The sequence below is a fragment of the Pedobacter alluvionis genome (assembly GCF_003664035.1).
In the GTDB taxonomy this organism is placed as follows: Bacteria; Bacteroidota; Bacteroidia; order Sphingobacteriales; family Sphingobacteriaceae; genus Pedobacter; species Pedobacter alluvionis.
The window spans coordinates 425,119-443,026 of the sequence record NZ_RCCK01000015.1; the positions used below are offsets into that span (position 1 = coordinate 425,119).

General features: G+C 38.8%; 21 protein-coding genes. 12 read left to right on the plus strand and 9 right to left on the minus strand.

The genetic code is table 11. The features are described 5' to 3' along the window. The first annotated feature begins 243 nt into the window (after positions 1–243). From galE to BCL90_RS23890, 4 genes are read left to right on the plus strand one after another with little or no spacing between them, the layout of a single operon-like run. Positions 244–1,266, plus strand: a complete 1,023-nt coding sequence (galE, locus tag BCL90_RS23875) for a UDP-glucose 4-epimerase GalE (RefSeq protein WP_121287807.1) — start codon at positions 244–246, stop codon at positions 1,264–1,266. Further along, complete coding sequence (locus BCL90_RS23880; RefSeq protein WP_121287808.1) at positions 1,267–1,824, plus strand: hypothetical protein; 558 nt, start codon at positions 1,267–1,269, stop codon at positions 1,822–1,824. Positions 1,825–1,840: 16 nt separating this feature from the next. Then, positions 1,841–2,029, plus strand: coding sequence for a hypothetical protein (locus BCL90_RS23885; protein WP_121287809.1), 189 nt, complete (start codon positions 1,841–1,843; stop codon positions 2,027–2,029). Positions 2,030–2,036: 7 nt separating this feature from the next. Next, positions 2,037–2,774 carry a tyrosine-protein phosphatase gene (locus BCL90_RS23890; RefSeq protein WP_121287810.1) on the plus strand — a complete coding sequence of 246 codons (738 nt, stop codon included), beginning with the start codon at positions 2,037–2,039 and terminating at the stop codon, positions 2,772–2,774. A 166-nt stretch (positions 2,775–2,940) separates the two neighbouring features. On the opposite strand, the gene BCL90_RS23895 is transcribed toward BCL90_RS23890, so the two are convergent. Further along, a complete protein-coding gene (locus tag BCL90_RS23895; RefSeq protein ID WP_121287811.1) occupies positions 2,941–4,170 on the minus strand; it encodes an ABC transporter permease in 1,230 nt (409 codons plus the stop codon). Between the two features lie 102 nt (positions 4,171–4,272). Further along, on the minus strand, positions 4,273–4,626 hold the full coding sequence (locus BCL90_RS23900) for a HesB/IscA family protein (protein ID WP_121287812.1): 354 nt from the start codon (positions 4,624–4,626) through the stop codon (positions 4,273–4,275). A 91-nt stretch (positions 4,627–4,717) separates the two neighbouring features. Between BCL90_RS23900 and BCL90_RS23905 the strand changes: the two genes are divergently transcribed. From BCL90_RS23905 to dnaA, 3 genes are all read left to right on the plus strand, one after another. Further along, the gene (locus BCL90_RS23905) at positions 4,718–5,248 is read left to right on the plus strand and encodes a DUF7935 family protein (RefSeq protein ID WP_121287813.1); all 531 of its coding nucleotides are present in this window, start codon (positions 4,718–4,720) and stop codon (positions 5,246–5,248) included. 153 nt (positions 5,249–5,401) lie between these two features. Further along, positions 5,402–6,949, plus strand: coding sequence for an acyl-CoA mutase large subunit family protein (locus BCL90_RS23910; RefSeq protein ID WP_121287814.1), 1,548 nt, complete (start codon positions 5,402–5,404; stop codon positions 6,947–6,949). Positions 6,950–7,503: 554 nt separating this feature from the next. After that, entirely contained in the window at positions 7,504–8,934 is a 1,431-nt protein-coding gene (gene dnaA, locus BCL90_RS23915) for a chromosomal replication initiator protein DnaA (protein WP_121287815.1), read from the plus strand. 158 nt (positions 8,935–9,092) lie between these two features. On the opposite strand, the gene BCL90_RS23920 is transcribed toward dnaA, so the two are convergent. The 5 genes from BCL90_RS23920 to BCL90_RS23940 form a co-directional block, all read right to left on the minus strand. Beyond that, on the minus strand, positions 9,093–9,641 hold the full coding sequence (locus tag BCL90_RS23920; RefSeq protein WP_208529919.1) for an NUDIX hydrolase: 549 nt from the start codon (positions 9,639–9,641) through the stop codon (positions 9,093–9,095). 42 nt (positions 9,642–9,683) lie between these two features. After that, positions 9,684–10,073, minus strand: a complete 390-nt coding sequence (locus BCL90_RS23925) for a hypothetical protein (protein ID WP_121287816.1) — start codon at positions 10,071–10,073, stop codon at positions 9,684–9,686. 177 nt (positions 10,074–10,250) lie between these two features. Beyond that, positions 10,251–11,027, minus strand: a complete 777-nt coding sequence (locus BCL90_RS23930; protein ID WP_121287817.1) for a TPM domain-containing protein — start codon at positions 11,025–11,027, stop codon at positions 10,251–10,253. 3 nt (positions 11,028–11,030) lie between these two features. Beyond that, complete coding sequence (locus tag BCL90_RS23935) at positions 11,031–11,474, minus strand: TPM domain-containing protein (RefSeq protein ID WP_121287818.1); 444 nt, start codon at positions 11,472–11,474, stop codon at positions 11,031–11,033. Positions 11,475–11,556: 82 nt separating this feature from the next. Then, positions 11,557–12,138, minus strand: coding sequence for a LemA family protein (locus BCL90_RS23940; protein ID WP_121287819.1), 582 nt, complete (start codon positions 12,136–12,138; stop codon positions 11,557–11,559). Positions 12,139–12,743: 605 nt separating this feature from the next. Here BCL90_RS23940 and BCL90_RS23950 point away from each other — a divergent pair. The 3 genes from BCL90_RS23950 to BCL90_RS23960 are packed head-to-tail and all read left to right on the plus strand — an operon-like array spanning position 12,744 to position 15,162. Further along, positions 12,744–14,285 carry an NAD(P)/FAD-dependent oxidoreductase gene (locus tag BCL90_RS23950; protein WP_121287821.1) on the plus strand — a complete coding sequence of 514 codons (1,542 nt, stop codon included), beginning with the start codon at positions 12,744–12,746 and terminating at the stop codon, positions 14,283–14,285. 33 nt (positions 14,286–14,318) lie between these two features. Continuing rightward, positions 14,319–14,786, plus strand: coding sequence for a DinB family protein (locus tag BCL90_RS23955; RefSeq protein WP_121287822.1), 468 nt, complete (start codon positions 14,319–14,321; stop codon positions 14,784–14,786). Positions 14,787–14,802: 16 nt separating this feature from the next. Continuing rightward, a complete protein-coding gene (locus BCL90_RS23960; RefSeq protein WP_121287823.1) occupies positions 14,803–15,162 on the plus strand; it encodes a CoA-binding protein in 360 nt (119 codons plus the stop codon). Here the strand turns inward: BCL90_RS23960 and BCL90_RS23965 are convergent. Beyond that, on the minus strand, positions 15,159–16,268 hold the full coding sequence (locus tag BCL90_RS23965) for an acyloxyacyl hydrolase (protein WP_121287824.1): 1,110 nt from the start codon (positions 16,266–16,268) through the stop codon (positions 15,159–15,161). The genes BCL90_RS23960 and BCL90_RS23965 overlap by 4 nt on opposite strands. After that, entirely contained in the window at positions 16,268–17,224 is a 957-nt protein-coding gene (locus BCL90_RS23970; RefSeq protein ID WP_166792265.1) for a lipid A deacylase LpxR family protein, read from the minus strand. The genes BCL90_RS23965 and BCL90_RS23970 overlap by 1 nt, the downstream gene beginning before the upstream one ends. 146 nt (positions 17,225–17,370) lie before the next feature. Between BCL90_RS23970 and BCL90_RS26140 the strand changes: the two genes are divergently transcribed. Both BCL90_RS26140 and BCL90_RS25455 read left to right on the plus strand, forming a co-directional pair. Next, the gene (locus BCL90_RS26140) at positions 17,371–17,496 is read left to right on the plus strand and encodes a hypothetical protein (protein WP_262707559.1); all 126 of its coding nucleotides are present in this window, start codon (positions 17,371–17,373) and stop codon (positions 17,494–17,496) included. A gap of 161 nt (positions 17,497–17,657) precedes the next feature. Further along, on the plus strand, positions 17,658–17,837 hold the full coding sequence (locus tag BCL90_RS25455; protein WP_134380757.1) for a hypothetical protein: 180 nt from the start codon (positions 17,658–17,660) through the stop codon (positions 17,835–17,837). Positions 17,838–17,908 lie beyond the last annotated feature (71 nt).

Below are 17,908 nucleotides of genomic sequence, written 5' to 3' on the forward strand. Positions count from 1 at the left end.
AAAAAGCTTAAAAATATATGGACGCCTCGCGATTTTACTTAATATTCAACTGAATAAATAGACTTCGCTGATTGCCATATACTAAACAAAATAAAAAAATATAAGCTAAGGAGATATTGGGCTGGTAACCAAAAAATTGAACGTGCGGAAGGATTAAAATTACATACGAATACTTTAAATCATTGCCTTCAGAGGCATTGTAAAAAATAGAACATAAAGATTTTACCACATTTAACCGTTAAAATGGCAAAAATATTAGTTACTGGTGGAACAGGGTACATAGGTTCGCACACAGCTGTAGAATTACATAACGCAGGATATGAAGTTGTAATTGTAGATAATCTTTCAAACTCGAATATCAAAATTTTAAACCAGCTACATGCCATTACCGGCAAATGGTTCGATTTTCATGAAATTGATCTTCAGGATGAAAAAGCGGTACAGGAATTTGCCGAAAACCACAATGATATCGATGGAATTATCCATTTTGCGGCTTCAAAAGCAGTTGGCGAATCGGTAGAAAAACCATTAAAATATTATAAGAATAACTTTTATGGATTAATTAACCTGCTAATTTCGTTTAACAGGAAAATTAATTTCGTGTTTTCTTCCTCGTGTACCGTTTATGGCCAGCCAGACACTTTACCGGTAACAGAAGCTGCATCGGTTCAGAAAGCAGAATCTCCTTATGGAAATACCAAACAGATCGCTGAAGAAATACTGGCAGAAACTGCTGCGGTAACACCTGATTTAAGTGTAATCGCTTTGCGTTACTTTAATCCGGTTGGTGCCCACGAAACTGCTTTGATCGGTGAGCTGCCAAATGGCATACCGGCAAACCTTGTTCCGTTTATTACTCAATCTGCTATTGGAAAACGTGGTCCGATTACAGTTCACGGAAATGATTACGACACACCAGATGGTTCTGCTATCCGCGATTATATCCATGTGGTTGATCTGGCAAAAGCACACGTTGCCGCTATTAAAAAATTAGAAGATGGAAACCCGAACGGTAACTATGATGTTTTCAATATCGGTACCGGTAAAGGATCGTCAGTTTTAGAGATTATTGCCGCTTTCGAAAAAGTAAATGGCGAAAAACTGGATTATAAAATCGGTCCGAGAAGGGCGGGAGATATTGTTCAGATTTATGGCGATGTACAAAAAGCGAATAACGAACTGGGCTGGAAAGCTAATCTGGATATCAATGAAATGATGCGCTCTGCCTGGGAGTGGGAAAAATACATTAAGACTAACCCTTTTTAAATGAAGTTGTCAGAGCACAAAGACTTAAAAACCGCTATTACCGAACTGCCTGTTAAGGAAAAGGACAAGCTGTTATTGCGCTTGGTAGCTAAAGATAAAGTGCTCACTGAACACCTTCATTATAAATTATTAGAGAATGAAAGCGATTTAGAAGATCGGAAAGAAAGGATTAAAGCTGATGTTGAGGAACAGGTTCAGGAACTGAAAAAGCTAAATGCCAAAGAGGCATTGGTAAAAGTAAGGAAAATGATCACAGCGGTTAACCACTTTTATAAGGTGACCAAAGATCCTGTTGGGGAAGTAGAACTTAAACTTTTTATCTTAAATGCTATTCCATTTGATTATAAAAAATCAATTTTTGGTTACCGTGATTTTATGATGCTTTTTAGTATCTATTACATCAAAACAGTTGCGGTAACCATCAATAAATTCAAAAAACTTCACGAAGACCTGCAGTTCGATTTAAGTGAAGATCTTAATCACTTGCTTGGTAAAATCTATTCTTCTAAACTAGCTGGTACAGCAGAGGCCAGTAATCTGCCAAAAGAGATTAGTTAAATACTATATCCCCGTTATGTTAACCGATAAATCTCCAGGATTAAAGAATGCAGTTTTAAATTTACCTCCAAACAAAAAAGATAAATTACTTTTGAAACTCGTTAGTATGGATTTCATATTATTAAGTCAACTAAAACATCAATTGTTAGAAGATGATAGCGATCTGGATGAACGCATCGGACAAATTAAACAGGAAATAGGATAAATAAAATATGTTAGGATTATTTAAAAAGAAAAAAATAGCGCCTAAATTTAATTTCTCTGGTATCGGGACAGATATGCATTCGCATATTATTCCGGGTATTGATGATGGTGCCCGGACCCTGAATGATTCTCTTCTCCTGGCCAAAAAATTTAAAGCTTTAGGTTATAAGAAGCTGATTGCCACTCCGCATATTATGGCTGATTATTTCCGCAATACACCCGATACTATTAACCGTGGCCTGGACACATTGAGAAAAGGCTTGCTGGAAATAGAACTCGATTTGGAAGTTGATGCCGCTGCAGAATATTACCTGGATGAAACTCTTGAAAAAAAGATAAGACAAAAAGAGGTGTTAACTTTTGGGGATAATTATCTTCTGTTTGAATTATCCTATGTAAATGCTCCTCAAAACCTGATTGATTTTATAAGACTGATGCAGGATGCCGGATATAAGCCTGTACTGGCCCATCCTGAGCGTTATCCTTACTACTACAATTCCTTCGAGAGTTATCGTCAGATCAGAGAAACTGGCTGCCTCTTGCAGTTAAATGGTATTGCTTTAACAGGTTATTATGGAACTGGCGCAAAAAAAATAGCAGGCGAAATGGTGGAAAACCAGATGGTCGATTTTCTAGGCAGCGATATGCATCATTTAAAACATGCTGCAGCGCTAGAAGATAGCCTTGGTACGCCATTAATGCAACAACTGCTTGCTCAGGTACAATTGAATAATGCCTCACTATAGTTCATTAATGCATTAGCCATTCATTTATTCTTTTTTGCATGTTGCTAATTGCAAATCACGTCATCCTGAATGATAAACAGTTTACCAATTAAAACTTATTAACGACTGAAGGATTCGCCTTTAATCCTTCAGTCCATTAACTACTAATGGCCGGTAAACCAGTAACCTATTCGTACCTCAACGCCTCTACCGGGTCTAGCTTTGAAGCTTTTTTAGCAGGGTAGTATCCGGAAAGGATTCCTACCAATACACATAATACAAAGCCACCAATAATAAATAGCCAGGGGATCAGGAATGATCCACCCATAGCAAGAGAAATCAGGTTTCCTAAAACTATTCCGAGAAAAATACCTAAGGCGCCCCCCATTAAACAGATTACTACAGCCTCGATTAAAAACTGGCGACGTATGACCTTAGGATTTGCACCGATCGCTTTACGGATACCAATTTCCCGTGTACGTTCGGTAACTGAAACCAGCATGATATTCATTAAGCCTATTGAGGCCCCAATTAAAGTAATAATTCCAATGGCCACACCGCCAATAGCCACAAAGGCCAGGTTCTCGAATAATGTTTGAGCAATGGCATCACTCTTGGTAATCTCGAAATTATTGGTTTCGTTTACCTTTACTTTGCGGATATTTCTGAATAGTGCAGTAGATTCGCCAATAATGTTTTCCTGCATCTCATTACTAGGTACCATTACCGTAATGGTGTAAGATGGGTTGGCATTGGCATTAATCTGATTCGCTTTTAACAGCGGTACGTAAACGGCCCTGTCGCCACTAAAGCCCATGCTCGATCCTTTTTTCTCTAATATGCCAACAATTTTAAAACGATTATTGCCCACATTGATCAGTTTATCCAAAGGGTCTGAGTCTTTGAACAACTTTTCTACTACTTCACCACCAACAATACAAACGTTACTTCCCAACTGTATTTCAGAAACGCTAAAATTTCTTCCTTGCGAGAGATTTAAACCCTGAGAGGCTAATCCATTTTCATCAACCCCCTGAACGTTAATATTTGGGTTGGTTTTTAAACTTCCATACTTTATAGTAGAGCCATTGCTGGCAAAAACACTTACTGCAACAGTAGCAGGAGTATTCAGGCTATCTTTAAATTTAACGGCATCTTCATAACGAATGGCTTTAAAAGGTTTTGGTCTTTTTCCATTTCCAATCCTGATTCCTGTACCACGGTTTCTGATGGTAAATGAGTTGGCCCCCATGCTACTAAAAGCATCTGTCATACTTTTCTTTACAGCATCAAGAGTGGTTAAAATCCCGACTAAAGCCATTAAACCAATAGCGATAATCAAAGCAGTAAGCATGGTACGCAAGCGGTTAGCTTTAATTGATTCTAATGCCAGTCTGATGTTTTCTCTGTAATTCATTTAGTATTGCGGTAAGCGTTTGGCGGGCAAAGCTTGTAAAAATAAAAAAAGTCCCGATGTTTAGACAAGGGGACTGCACTATATGTTACAATAATATTTTATTTATGCCGAGAAACTCGTGCCACAGCCGCAGGTGCTCGTTGCATTAGGGTTAACGAAGGTAAAACCACGAGAATTTAATCCATCCTGCCAATCGATCATCATGCCCATTAAGTACATCTGGTGTGCTTTATTCATGAAAACTTTAATGCCCTCAATAAAATATTCCTGATCGCCATCTTTTTTCTGATCAAAACCTAAAACGTAGTTCATACCAGCGCAACCACCGCCCTCTACGCCAACGCGCAATCCGTAATCCTCACCGATCTCCTGCTGATCTTTTAATTTATATAACTCTTTAGTTGCTCCTTCCGAAAAAGTAACCGGTGCAAATGCTGTATCAACTGTTGTGCTCATGTTATTTAAATTTTATCTGTTACAAATATAAATAATAATGCACATTTTTGCTTTTAACGGTTCGTTAATATTACCGTAATTAAACAATACTATGAATACCCAACAGATTTTGATTGATATAGTGACCTTATTTGCAGGCATTTTTGCTGCTTTAATGGCCGTTTATTATATTTTAAAGAGCGATATTCAACGATTTTTCGACCTCAAAAATATTGAGCTGAACAAAGAAAGCCGGGCGCATATTTTACCCTTACGCTTACAGGCGCACGAACGGTTAATTATATTTATCGATCGTATTAACCCCGCTAATTTGCTTGTTCGCCTGCATCAGCAAGGAATTGCCATAGCTACTTTACAAGCTGGTATTTTAAATGAAATCCGATCGGAGTACCAGCATAACATCACCCAACAGTTATATGTAGATGGTGTTACCTGGGGTGTGGTAAGGAAATTAAAAGACGATACCATTGCCATGATTAATAATGCAGTACAAGGTTTACCAGCCGATGCAAATGGGATTGAGTTGAGTAAAGCTATCTTACAGCACATGGCCAGTATAGATGAAAACCCATACGACTTAACGATCGGGCTGATTAAAAAAGATATCCATAAGCTATTTTAAGGTTGATCGTTTAATTGATTGCGTATTTGCTGGTCATCTGTTCAGTTAACCGATTAACCAGTTTCAATAATTAGCTTTCGAGTACAGTTAACCCAAATACACACCATTACTGGACCAATTAACCAATGGCCACTGAACTAATGAACTAACCAAATGAGCGAGAAAAAGCACACTACTACTTCGGGGATTGAAATAAAGGCGCTTTATACCGAAGCGAAGCCAATGGAAGAACTGCCTGGAGAATTTCCTTTTACCAGAGGGATCCAGAAGGATATGTACCGAGGTCGCTTGTGGACGATGCGGCAGTATGCTGGTTTTTCGACTGCTGAAGAATCAAATAAACGTTATCATTATTTATTGGCTCAGGGAACAACAGGATTATCTGTTGCTTTTGATCTTCCAACGCAAATTGGTTACGACTCCGATCATGAAATGGCTGATGGCGAAGTAGGCAAGGTTGGTGTAGCTATCGACTCGTTAAGGGATATAGAAATTTTATTTGATGGCATTGAGCTGAAAGACATTACAACTTCGATGACGATTAATGCGACAGCTTCGATTTTACTGGCCATGTATATTGCACTCGCCAAAAAACAAGGCGCAGATTTAAAGCAGATTTCGGGTACAATACAAAATGATATCTTAAAAGAGTATGCTGCAAGGGGAACATATATCTATCCGCCAAAGCAATCAATGCGTTTAATTACTGATATTTTTGAGTTTTGTAGCAAAGAAGTGCCGAAATGGAATACCATTTCGATATCTGGCTACCATATTCGTGAGGCTGGCTCTACCGCTGTGCAGGAACTTGCCTTTACATTGGCTAATGGCAAGACCTATCTAAAAGCTGCTTTAGATAAAGGTTTAGATATTAACATCTTTGCGAAACGATTGTCGTTTTTCTTCAACTGCCACAACAATTTCTTTGAAGAAATCGCCAAGTTTAGGGCCGCAAGACGGATGTGGGCGAAAATTACAAAAGATTTGGGCGCTACAGATGAAAAAGCCCAAATGTTAAGGTTTCATACCCAGACCGGAGGCTCGACTTTAACTGCGCAACAACCACTAAATAATGTGATCAGGGTAAGCAATCAGGCCATGGCTGCGGTTTTAGGTGGAACCCAGTCTTTACACACTAATGGCTACGATGAGGCACTTTCACTTCCAACAGAATCTGCAGCAAAGATTGCTTTACGTACCCAGCAGATCATTGCTTTCGAGAGTGGTGTTACCGATACTGTAGATCCATTGGCCGGATCGTTTTTTGTAGAAAGCCTAACAGATGAAGTTGAAGCAGCTGCCTGGATCTATATCGATAGGATAGATGCTATGGGTGGCTCTGTTAATGCCATCGAAAGCAACTATATGCAAAATGAGATTGCTGATGCAGCTTACCAATATCAAAAAGAAATCGAAAACGGCGAAAGGATCTCGGTAGGTGTAAATAAGTTTACACAGAAAGAGGAAGGTTTAACCGAGGTGTTTAATATTGATGATTCGATCCGCAAGCTACAATCTGAAAAGCTTGATGATCTAAAATCAATCCGCGATCAGGTTGCGGTAGAGCAAGCGCTTCAGCAATTGAGTGAAGCTGCAAAAGGTGAAGCCAACCTCATGCCTTTGATTATCGATGCCGTTGAAAAATATGCCACCCTTGGCGAAATTGCAGATGTGTTTAGAAGTACTTTTGGTGTTTATTAGGCAACTGAAATACCCTGAATCTTGTGCTTCATTCATGTTAAAATTTAAAGGTATCCTGCTTTTGGTTATTGATCATAAAAATGAATAGACATTTTGTTTCATTGAAGTTGAAATTGCGTGTTAAACTGTAGTAGAATTCATACAAAAATGAAATATAATGAAATAATACAAAAACAATTTGGGCGATCTACCTCAATTAATATTATTTATTCATCTTATGGCTTTGATTTACAGGTTATTCGGATTAAAAAAGACTAAAACGCTTAACTAGTGCCTAAAATGGCTTGGATTTTGCTTTTTCAACAGCTATTCGAAGTGATGATTGGGGGCATTGATATTAAATGATAGTTAATGTGGATAACCGGTGTTAATAAATAGTTATCAACATAAAAAATTGAGGTTAACTAGGTTACTATATTCCTTATCAGTACGTTACGATTTATTTGAGATTTTTGTTTAAAATGTTGATAATTTTCTCAATATTCGTAGTCCCTAAACGGAGCATCCCTTTAATTCGAATAGGTACTGTAAACCAATAAATTATAGAAATCGCAATGGAAAAAACTTGTACAGAAGTATGGAAGAACTGTCTTCAAATTATTAAGGATAACATTCCGAGCCAAAGTTTCAAAACTTGGTTCGAGCCAATAACGGCTCTTAAATTGGAAGGCAAGGTTTTAACTATACAGGTGCCAAGTTTGTTCTTTTACGAATGGCTTGAAGAACATTATGTGGGCTTGCTGCGCAAGACTGTAAAAAAACAACTTGGAGAGGATGGCAGGTTGGAATATAACATCGTTGTAGATAAATCATCAAACAGCGGTAATCCTTATACTACCAATATGCCCTCAAATGGAAATGGGGCGGAGGCAAAGGTACAATCGATGCCGATTCCGGTTTCCATTAACAAGGATATTAAAAACCCATTTATTATCCCGGGATTAAAAAAATTAAATGTTGATCCACAATTAAACGCTAACTATACTTTCGAAAATTACATTGAGGGAGATTGTAATCGCTTGGCGCGTTCTGCAGGTTACGCTGTAGCAGCTAAACCAGGTGGCACATCTTTTAACCCGCTAATGATTTACGGTGGAGTAGGTTTGGGTAAAACGCACCTGGCACAGGCAATCGGTAACGAGATTAAACGCAGCATGCCAGATAAGTTGGTGATCTACGTAAGTTGTGAGAAATTTTGTCAACAGTTTGTAGATTCCTTAAAAAACAACACCATTAACGATTTCGTTAACTTTTATCAGGCAATGGATGTGATCATCATGGATGATGTGCACAACTTTGCAGGTAAAGAAAAAACACAGGATATTTTCTTCCACATTTTTAATCATCTGCATCAGTCGGGCAAACAGGTAATCTTAACATCTGATAAAGCACCGAAAGATTTAGCTGGTTTGGAAGAGCGTTTATTAAGCCGTTTTAAATGGGGTCTATCCGCAGATTTACAGATTCCTGATCTGGAAACCCGTATCGCTATTTTAAGAAAGAAAATGTATGCTGATGGTATTGAGTTGCCGGGCGAGGTGGTAGAGTATGTTGCACACAACATTGATAACAACGTACGTGAGTTAGAGGGTGCTATGGTATCTCTTTTAGCGCAGGCTACTTTGAACAAGAAGGAAATCGATTTAGCCCTGGCTAAACAGATGTTGAAGAACTTTATCAAAAATACTTCAAAAGAAATTTCAATGGAATACATCCAGAAATTGGTTTGCGAGTATTTTGAGGTTCCTGTTGATATGGTAAAATCGCAAACACGTAAACGCGAAATTGTTCAGGCACGTCAGATTTCGATGTATCTATCTAAAAGTCATACAAAGTCATCATTGAAAACAATTGGTGCTTTCTTTGGTGGACGTGATCATAGTACCGTAATTTATGCTTGCCAAACCGTAGAAGATTTAATCGATACTGATAAGAAGTTTAAAGCTTACGTACACGATATCCAAAAGAAATTAAAAATGAGTTAAAACCAGGTTCAGGAATAGAAAGGTAGAAGGGTTTAAATTAAAACCTTTCGTTCATGTTCAAAGGTTTATGCAAATTAATAAAGGCTAGTTTTTATGTAATGCCCCTGAAAGTCTGACTTTCGGGGCATTGCAATTAAGGGACTTCGTATTTTAAACTTCTAAAGTTTTTCCAGTTCAGCTAATCCGTAGTGTAAAGCAGCAACATGTAATGCCTGGGCGATTTTGTTGTCTTTGATTAGCTGTTTAACTTCATCAACAGTGTATTCCTCAACATTTAAAATTTCGTGTTCATCTAAATGCTGCTCGTGTGTTTTAACACCACCAGTTAAAAAATAAGTAAACGTTCTGTTGTCTGATGTTGCCGGATTGGGATAAAGTTCTGCAATAAACTTACAGGTTTTAAAACTATAGCCAGTTTCTTCTAAAAGTTCACGTTTAACGGCAAACTCGGGAGCCTCATCACCATCAATCACTCCGCCTGGAACTTCAAGTGAAATAATATCAGCTGCATGGCGGTACTGGCGTACCATAATTATTTTTCCTTCTTCTGTTAATGCAATTGCATTTACCCAGTTGGGGTATTCTAAAACATAATAATCGTCTTTTATCACGCCACCAGGAAGTTTCACTTCATCAACGCGTAAAGTAGCCCACTGCTCGCGTACTAAATATTTAGAGGCAAGTTTCTGCCACTTTTCTATAATCATTATTTACGTTGTTTATTTTGTTTAGCGCCATGCGCCTGGCACTTAGCGCAGGTATTGTTGTATTGTTTTTTGGCGGTGCAAGTTTACCAAATGTACAATCTTGTGCTGATCTGAAAGGTATTGATAAACTAAATTAAGTTTTGGTGCAATGCTTTGGTTGCGATCCTGACTCACACCTAACTCATAATACAGAAATTCGCTTAACGAGTCGAGTTTTTCAGGAGGAAGGTTGCCTTCGGTTAACCAGTTTTCAAAAACAGAAAGATCTTCATTTTCAAGAATTTCTTTAGGCAACTGGAAGCCACCTTCCATGGTTTCTTCAAAAAGCTGATTGGCTTCAGCCAATTTGCCTTCTAACTTTAAGCCCATAACACGGGCCAAAATCTGTGCAAGTTTCTGTATTTCAGCTGTGATTAAATCTTTTCTATACATTATTGCTGTAGTGTTTTATCTGTTGGAAAGTTAAAATATTCTGTAACGTTCAAAACAAAATCTTTTCCAATCTATGGACTATGGACTATGGACTATGGACTATGGACTATGGACTATGGACTATGGACTATGGACTATGGACTATTATGGACTATGGACTATGGACTATGGACTAACCTACCAGCTTCCGCTGCTTCCGCCTCCGCCAAAACTTCCTCCGCCAAAACCTCCGAATCCACCTCCGCCACCACCAGAAGAACCACCTCCCCAGCCACCGCTGCTTCGTCCACCGCCACTGCTTCCAAATAACATAGCCCAAAACAGCGCATTAGATGCCCCGCGTCCGCCAATTACTTCGCTTCCGCCTCCTCCACCTTTTCTCATAAAGATGATGATTACGATTACAATAATGATAATAATCACAATACTGCCACCTCCACCACCTTTCTTTGAAGAAGTTTTAGGACTATCATTTTTATATTCGCCTTTGGTATATTTTATAATCGAAGTAGTACCTTCATCCAGGCCGGCATAATAATTTCCGGCTTTAAAATTGGGTTTAATATCGTTATCTATAATACGCTTGGCATAAATATCGGGTAATGCACCTTCTAAGCCATAACCTGTTTGAATAGAGATTTTTCGGTCGCCAACTGCAACAACGATCATAATGCCATTGTTTTTGCCGCTTTGGCCAACACCCCATTTCCTGCCCAGTTCTACAGCATACTCATTAATGTCGTAATCGCCGACTGATTTTAATATCGCTATAGCAATTTGTGTTGATGACGAATCATTAAAGGTTACTAATTTAGTTTCCAGTTGCTGCTTTTGATCGGCTGATAATACATTAGCGTAATCATTAACCAAAGTATTGGGTTTCTCTGGGAAATCCTGTGCAAAGGCGAAAGTGAATAATAAACTCAGTAACGAGAAAAGGAATATTTTCTTCATCGCTTATTTCTGCTCTAGATTGTCCATAAAAACGATATCATTTGGCAATTCATTAATGTCACCTTTTTGGGGCGGGAAGAACAAGGCTAGTTTTTCTCCAGCCAACGCTACGCCTGCAATAATGCCGTCGGCTAAGTTGCCTTTTGCAAAATGTGCAGTCATCGCTATTTTGGTTGTTTCCCAAAAATTTTCAGGTACAACCTGGTTAATGCCCACATCGCCAATAATGGCAAATTTATGATCGGCATGCGCCAGGTAAATCAGTACCCCATTTCTTTTGGCTGTTTTGTCCATATCCAGCTTGGTAAAATACTCGATAGCTTTTTCATATGGATCAACTGCGCAGTGTTTATCAATAGCAATCCTAATTTCTCCAGATGTTGCTTTTTCTGCATCTGAGATCGCGTTTGCTATTCTTTCTTGTTCAATATCTGAAAATAACGACATGTGCTTATTTTATATGAAGTAAAAAGGGTAATAAATGCTTGCTTATAAACACTTACTACCCTTATATATTATGATTTAGATATTAAAATTCTACTTTAGGAGCATCTTTTGCAGAAGCATCGGCCTCGAAATATCCTTTAGGTTTAAATCCGAACATACCAGCTGTTAAATTGGTTGGAAACGACCTTATTTTACCATTATATTCCTGTACTGCATCGTTAAAATCTTTTCGGGCAACGGTGATCCTGTTTTCGGTACTTTCTAATTGTGCCGACAAATCACTGAATTGTTGTGTAGCCCTTAGCTCAGGATAATTCTCGGTAATGGATAATAATTTACCCAATGCCTGACTTAATTCTCCCTGCGCAGCCTGGAATTTTTTGATATTTTCTGGCGAAAGATCATCCGTGTTAACCGTCATCTGCGTGGCTTTCGCACGTGCCTCAGTTACCGCTGTCAATGTACCCTGTTCAAATTTAGCCGCTCCTTTTACGGTTGCTACCAGGTTAGGAATTAAATCTGCCCTTCTCTGATACTGCGTTTGCACAGTTCCCCATTTCGATTTAACGTTCTCATCCAATTTAACCATGCTGTTATAACCGCATGAACTTAAAGTGCTCACTGCAATAACTGCAGCTAAAATTCCAAATATTAATCTTTTCATTTTTATGATTTTTGTCTTTTTAATAGAATTGATTTATGGTCAATTTACGAATTAGATATCAAATTGCATGCCTTTGTTACACTTTGGATGATTATATGACAGGTTGGCAAATTACTTACGGATTTTAATAAAATAAATTAATGAGTTTTGATTGGGCAAATGTTAAAAAAAACTGATGATTTCCGGTCGAATTCTTTTGTTTTGGAGCGCAGGGCTTTTTGCTTTTTTTTGATGTTCTTCCGCTCTTTGCTTTATCCAGATACAAAACCTGTGAAACAAACAAGCACACCAAAATATAACATAAACCGGTGCTTAAATTGGGATGCCCGCTCCGATCGGAGCTAGAAACTTGGGCCTATAGCACGGAAAACCGGCATAGTAGCAGAAAAATAACCTAATTAAACCTGATCGAACGGGTCCCGACTTTACGTCGGGAGAAGGGAGAGCGGGAATGTAGTTTCCTATGAAATACTGCAATTGCTTTCCCAAAAAAACATAAAAGCATTACTTTAGTCTGTTAATGGTTTTTATTCATGTGCTGAAATCATCAAATATGCTATCAGATATCTATCTTTGTACTGTTCGGGATAAAAACCTGACATGATATGCAAAAAGACATCGAAATTACGCTGCTCCCGCACGAGGTAGAGCAAACAGAGATGATTAACCAGAAACTCGCTGAAGCGTTAAAATTACCTGTTTCAAGAATTAAAGGCTATGAGATCTTGAAGCGATCGATAGATGCCCGTTCCAGAAAAGTAATCTTCCGCTTGCAGGTAAAGGTTTTTGTAGATGAGGAAGCCATTCCTGGAGTTTATACCATCAATTATCCTAATGTAAAAGAAGCGAAACCCGTAATTATTATAGGCGCAGGTCCTGCAGGTTTGTTTGCTGCTTTGCAATGCATTGAAAATGGATTAAAGCCTATTATTATCGAACGTGGTAAAGATGTAAAACAACGACGGAGAGATTTGGCTGCTATAAACAAGCAGGGATTAGTAAACACAGAATCTAACTATTGTTATGGAGAAGGCGGTGCCGGAACCTATTCTGACGGGAAATTATATACCCGTTCCAACAAACGGGGCGATATTAATAAGGTGCTCCAGGTTTTTGTAAACCATGGGGCAGAGCCAGATATTGCTATTGACGCCCGTCCACATATCGGTACCAACAAACTGCCGCATATTATCACTTCTATAAAAGATACGATCCTGAATGCCGGGGGAGAAGTGATGTTCGATAGCCGGATGACTGATATTCTGATCGAATTTGGAAAAGTAAAAGGAATTGAGATCAATTTTGAAGAAAAGTTATTCGCTGATCACATTATCCTGGCAACAGGACATTCTGCAAGAGATGTGTACGAATTGTTGAACAGTAAAAATATCCTGATCGAAGCAAAACCTTTCGCTTTAGGGGTCAGGATTGAGCATCCTCAGGAAATTATTGATTCAGCCCAGTATCACTGCGATATCCGATCGGAGTTTTTACCTCCTGCCTATTACAGTTTAGTGGAGCAGGTTGGTGCCCGTGGGGTATTTTCTTTTTGCATGTGTCCGGGTGGGATTATTGCACCTTGTTCTACAGGCGAAAACGAAATCGTGGTAAATGGCTGGTCGCCTTCTAAGCGAAATAACCCGTATGCCAATTCCGGAACGGTAGTTCAGGTGACTTTAAATGATGTTCAGGGTTACGATCCGCTGAGGATGTTGAATTTCCAATCCGAAATAGAAAAAGCTGCCTTTGAAGCTGGTGGAGGAAACCTGGTTGCCCCCGCACAGCGTATGGTCGATTTTGTAAACAACAGATTATCATTGGATCTCCCCAAAAATTCTTATCTGCCCGGTACAAAAAGTTCGATGCTCGATAATATCCTTCCTGAATTTGTATCTGAAAGTTTGCGCGCAGCATTGCCTTTATTTGGTAAAAAAATTAGAGGTTATTACACAAATGAAGCTATTTTGGTAGGCGTAGAGAGCAGAACTTCTTCTCCGGTAAGGATTCCAAGAGATAAAGAGACTTATCAGCACCCTCAGGTAAAAGGTTTATATCCTTGTGCAGAAGGTGCGGGTTATGCGGGTGGAATCGTTTCGGCAGCAATTGATGGAATTAACTGTGCAAATGCAATATTGAATGCATCTTAACAAACTTTATAGTGCACCGGTTGTTGTTTTGGTATGTTTAATATCACGAACGAAATAAAAAAAGCTTTCAATGGTGATGCGTGGCATGGCAATCATGTAATGCAAACATTGAATAATGTAAATCCGGAAAAAGCGTTTAGCCATTTAGTGCCAGGGGCACATTCGATAGCCGAAATTGCACTGCATTTAACAGCATGGACAGAAGAAGTTTCGTCTAGATTAACCGGTAAGCCAGCTGCTGAACCTGCAAGGGGTGATTGGCCCGAGCCTGAAGCAAGAACGCCACAGGCTTGGGAACGCATTATCTTTGATTTTAAGATCGCGAACGAAGAACTGATCCGTGTTTGCGAAAGCCTGAAAGACAACCAATGGAATGATGAAGTAAAGAACGAGCGTAATCCTGCTTTAGGTACAGGGGTAACCAATATTGAATTGGTAAGCGGGCTGGCACAACACCATGCTTACCATTCTGGTCAGATTGCTTTATTGTCTAAATTTTAATTTGTGTAATCGCATTATGAAAAAGACTTTGATTATTGGCGCCTCGCCAGATCCTTCAAGATATTCGTACAAAGCAGCCCACATGCTTAAGCGCTTTAACCATGATATTGTCAACGTTGGCATAAAAAAAGGAGAAGTTGCAGGCATTGAAATTGAAAAGCCTGGAGAAATCCACCATGATATTGATACGATCACCTTATATATTGGTCCTGCTTTACAGCCGCAATACCACGATTATATTCTGGCTACGAAACCAAAGCGGGTAATCTTCAACCCAGGCACAGAGAATTATGAACTGGAGAAACTATTGGATCAGCATGATATAGAACCAGTTGAAGCCTGCACCTTAGTATTGCTAAGTACCGGACAATATTAAAAACGGTATACCACACCCCAATTTACAAAATCAGCCTGGGCAAAATGCATATAGGTTTTTGCCTGTAAACCGATATGTGGTGTAATATTAAATGTAGGTCCAAATGTCCAGTACCAGTTTGCTTTATCCATCAATCTATTGTAGTGGATGTATTTCCCAATCTGTGCTGCAACGGTTATGCGCCATAAGTTAAGATCAGCGCCAATGCTGATTCCGGTTCGCCACTTATCGTATGAAGTACCATAGTTCTGAAAGGTTTGCCCATAATTATCAGGGTCAAATACAGTATAATAATAAACGGCATCAGCACCGGCTTTAAGCGTCATCATATCATTCAGGTAGAAATTATAACCTGCATATAATCCACTTTTGTACAAACTTTTATTTCTATTAGCAAATACGCCTCTTGCACCTAAACCAGCATTCAACTCAATAGAATTTCGCTGTAGCGTGGTATAAGTGCTTTTCCGCTCAGCAGTCAAAGTTTTCGGATTATTTAATTTAAGTCCGACATAAATGTTTCCTGTATTCAAGCCACCATTTGGAATAGTAGCCCCTCCGTTAGATACATGCAGAAAACCGAAACCCATCATTAAGTCGGTATATTTGCTCATGGGCAGTTCAATACCTAAATCTGCTTTAATGGTTTCGTTAACCGGACTTCCCAAAAATCTGTTTTTGGTATTATTATAGTAATACTTGTTTGTATAACCCAAGCCAACACCAGGCGTAAAATTAAATTTCGCTTTTCCTACTTTAAATAATTGAAAATCCATTTGTGCTACTAAGCTGTATATCTGCCCGAAAGCATTGGCTGAAGCATCTTTTGTGCCTTTCAGGTTACTTAGATTTCTAAAAATAAAACCGATCCCGTAAGATTTAGCACCACTAAATCCGATCCATTTATCACTATTCTGGCTAATTTCCTTGAAATAAGCTGCGTCAAACCCTGTAATCTGATCCTGAAACAAGTGGCCCTGATCATTATTGATGTGTGTGCCAAATATAGGCTTAATGATAATGGAATGGTTTTCTGGAGCAATTTGAGCCTCAGCAAACGCACAGCCTGTAATCACGAAAATAAAAGTAAGTAAGTGTTTTTTCATTAGTTTTTACTAAAACGGTAAGCAAGGCTATAAAAGGCATAACGGTAGCCAGTGGCGCTGTTTTTAACTTCGTTAGATGTAAAGGTAGCGGTGTAGTTGGCTGTCCAGCGTGCAATGGCGAAAGTTAATCCCACCTGTGTGGTAAAAACAAAAGGTTTTGGTTTAAAGGTAATCGGTCCCTTATCACTCCTGAATAAACCACCCTGGAGGCTCGAATCAAATGCAACAGCATGTAATTGTGGACTAACCGAAAGAAAAAGTTCGTATTTACGCGTAGCATTATATTTATTGTTATTACTCACCAAACTGTTAAAAGCTGCTGAGCCTTCCATATCGTTAAATCTGCCCAAACGGAATATGGCACCAAGATTTGCCTTTGTAATTACGTTGCCTAGCGCAGCCGAAGCCGTTCCCGTAACATCAAATACCTTATTATTGGTGGTAATTAAAAGTTTGTTGTATTCGGCGCCAAGGTTCAGTGTCGGCTCACTGTTTAAACCGTATTCCCATCCTTCAATCTGGTTTTGACCAACCAGTTTATGAAATGCTTTTTGAAACTTTTCGCCCAAAGCATCTTTCCCGGTAATTCCAATTTGTGCAGAAACCTTTAGCATTTGTTTATTGCTATAAAAACGGCTATAATTTGCTTCGCCATAAAGGTAGGCTGTAAAAGGGCGGTCGTGTAGAGCAGGGTTTGGTACAAAGCTGTAGTAGGGGTTATATATTTTTTGACCAAGCTCAAATCCAATAATCTCTTTGCTTCTCCCGGTTTTCAGGTTTTCACCATTTAAAGCGTGCCTAAATTTAATAAAAGCACCGTTTGTATAATAGCGGTCGCTGGTAATGTCAATATAAGCATCATTCTCAGAGATAATAACAAGCTCATTTTTATAATTTTGCGCGTAACTGATTTCTGCTATGCCGATAAATAGCAGAGAAAAGTATAGTTTAAGCATCAACTTCATTTGTTTGGATGGTTTATAAGGCTATAAAAGTATTAATTATTGTTTAAAATCTCGTCCTTAGTTAAGTTCTGTTATTCCTATAGTATCTAATATGCTATTGTTTTTTAGTAAAGCAGTTCTTGTGCTACTATATAGGTATGTCCCCGCTTTCCGTTTGTAGTGCCGGCGAGAAGCCGGCAGCTACCACTTCAATCGGGTTTAGATGGGCGGGGGCAGGAGTAACTTACGAAGTTTCTAATGGCAGGGAGCAGGGAACTTCGTAAGTTTTTTAGGTCAAACCTCGCAGGTTTTTGAAACCTGCGAGGTTTATAAGGAGCTGTAAACACCTTTCCTTTCAAAAAGTTTTGTCTCAGGCGAATTTTTTCCTGCTGAAAACCATCAACTTACGTTAAATCCTTGGTTATTCCATAAAAAACCTTTGGCGTTGTACAGAATTTTCCTACTTTTGCATCCCGCTTCGGAGGAAGAGGTTTTGATTGAAGGATGGCACAGGGATATGGAGAGCGGGATTTATTTTAAAATAAATATTGCGGGAGAGAAAAAGATTGTTACCTTTGCAGCCCGGTTCGGAAGAACGGGGAGCCAGTTAAGCCTGGCATATTGAAATAAAGGTAGAGAGAAAATAAGGCTTCAAAAAATAAAATTTATTTTATTTGGAAGTTTGGAAAAGTTCCT

Coding starts and splice junctions, on each gene's coding strand:
- BCL90_RS23905 (WP_121287813.1), top strand. CDS start 4,718: ATGAATACCCAACAGATTTTGATTGATATAGTGACCTTATTTGCAGGC.
- BCL90_RS23920 (WP_208529919.1), bottom strand. CDS start 9,641: ATGATTATAGAAAAGTGGCAGAAACTTGCCTCTAAATATTTAGTACGC.
- BCL90_RS23880 (WP_121287808.1), top strand. CDS start 1,267: ATGAAGTTGTCAGAGCACAAAGACTTAAAAACCGCTATTACCGAACTG.
- BCL90_RS23885 (WP_121287809.1), top strand. CDS start 1,841: ATGTTAACCGATAAATCTCCAGGATTAAAGAATGCAGTTTTAAATTTA.
- dnaA (WP_121287815.1), top strand. CDS start 7,504: ATGGAAAAAACTTGTACAGAAGTATGGAAGAACTGTCTTCAAATTATT.
- BCL90_RS23950 (WP_121287821.1), top strand. CDS start 12,744: ATGCAAAAAGACATCGAAATTACGCTGCTCCCGCACGAGGTAGAGCAA.
- galE (WP_121287807.1), top strand. CDS start 244: ATGGCAAAAATATTAGTTACTGGTGGAACAGGGTACATAGGTTCGCAC.
- BCL90_RS23900 (WP_121287812.1), bottom strand. CDS start 4,626: ATGAGCACAACAGTTGATACAGCATTTGCACCGGTTACTTTTTCGGAA.
- BCL90_RS23930 (WP_121287817.1), bottom strand. CDS start 11,027: ATGAAGAAAATATTCCTTTTCTCGTTACTGAGTTTATTATTCACTTTC.
- BCL90_RS23910 (WP_121287814.1), top strand. CDS start 5,402: ATGAGCGAGAAAAAGCACACTACTACTTCGGGGATTGAAATAAAGGCG.
- BCL90_RS23965 (WP_121287824.1), bottom strand. CDS start 16,268: ATGAAAAAACACTTACTTACTTTTATTTTCGTGATTACAGGCTGTGCG.
- BCL90_RS23940 (WP_121287819.1), bottom strand. CDS start 12,138: ATGAAAAGATTAATATTTGGAATTTTAGCTGCAGTTATTGCAGTGAGC.
- BCL90_RS23890 (WP_121287810.1), top strand. CDS start 2,037: ATGTTAGGATTATTTAAAAAGAAAAAAATAGCGCCTAAATTTAATTTC.
- BCL90_RS23955 (WP_121287822.1), top strand. CDS start 14,319: ATGTTTAATATCACGAACGAAATAAAAAAAGCTTTCAATGGTGATGCG.
- BCL90_RS23925 (WP_121287816.1), bottom strand. CDS start 10,073: ATGTATAGAAAAGATTTAATCACAGCTGAAATACAGAAACTTGCACAG.
- BCL90_RS23935 (WP_121287818.1), bottom strand. CDS start 11,474: ATGTCGTTATTTTCAGATATTGAACAAGAAAGAATAGCAAACGCGATC.
- BCL90_RS23970 (WP_166792265.1), bottom strand. CDS start 17,224: ATGCTTAAACTATACTTTTCTCTGCTATTTATCGGCATAGCAGAAATC.
- BCL90_RS23895 (WP_121287811.1), bottom strand. CDS start 4,170: ATGAATTACAGAGAAAACATCAGACTGGCATTAGAATCAATTAAAGCT.
- BCL90_RS26140 (WP_262707559.1), top strand. CDS start 17,371: ATGTCCCCGCTTTCCGTTTGTAGTGCCGGCGAGAAGCCGGCAGCTACC.
- BCL90_RS23960 (WP_121287823.1), top strand. CDS start 14,803: ATGAAAAAGACTTTGATTATTGGCGCCTCGCCAGATCCTTCAAGATAT.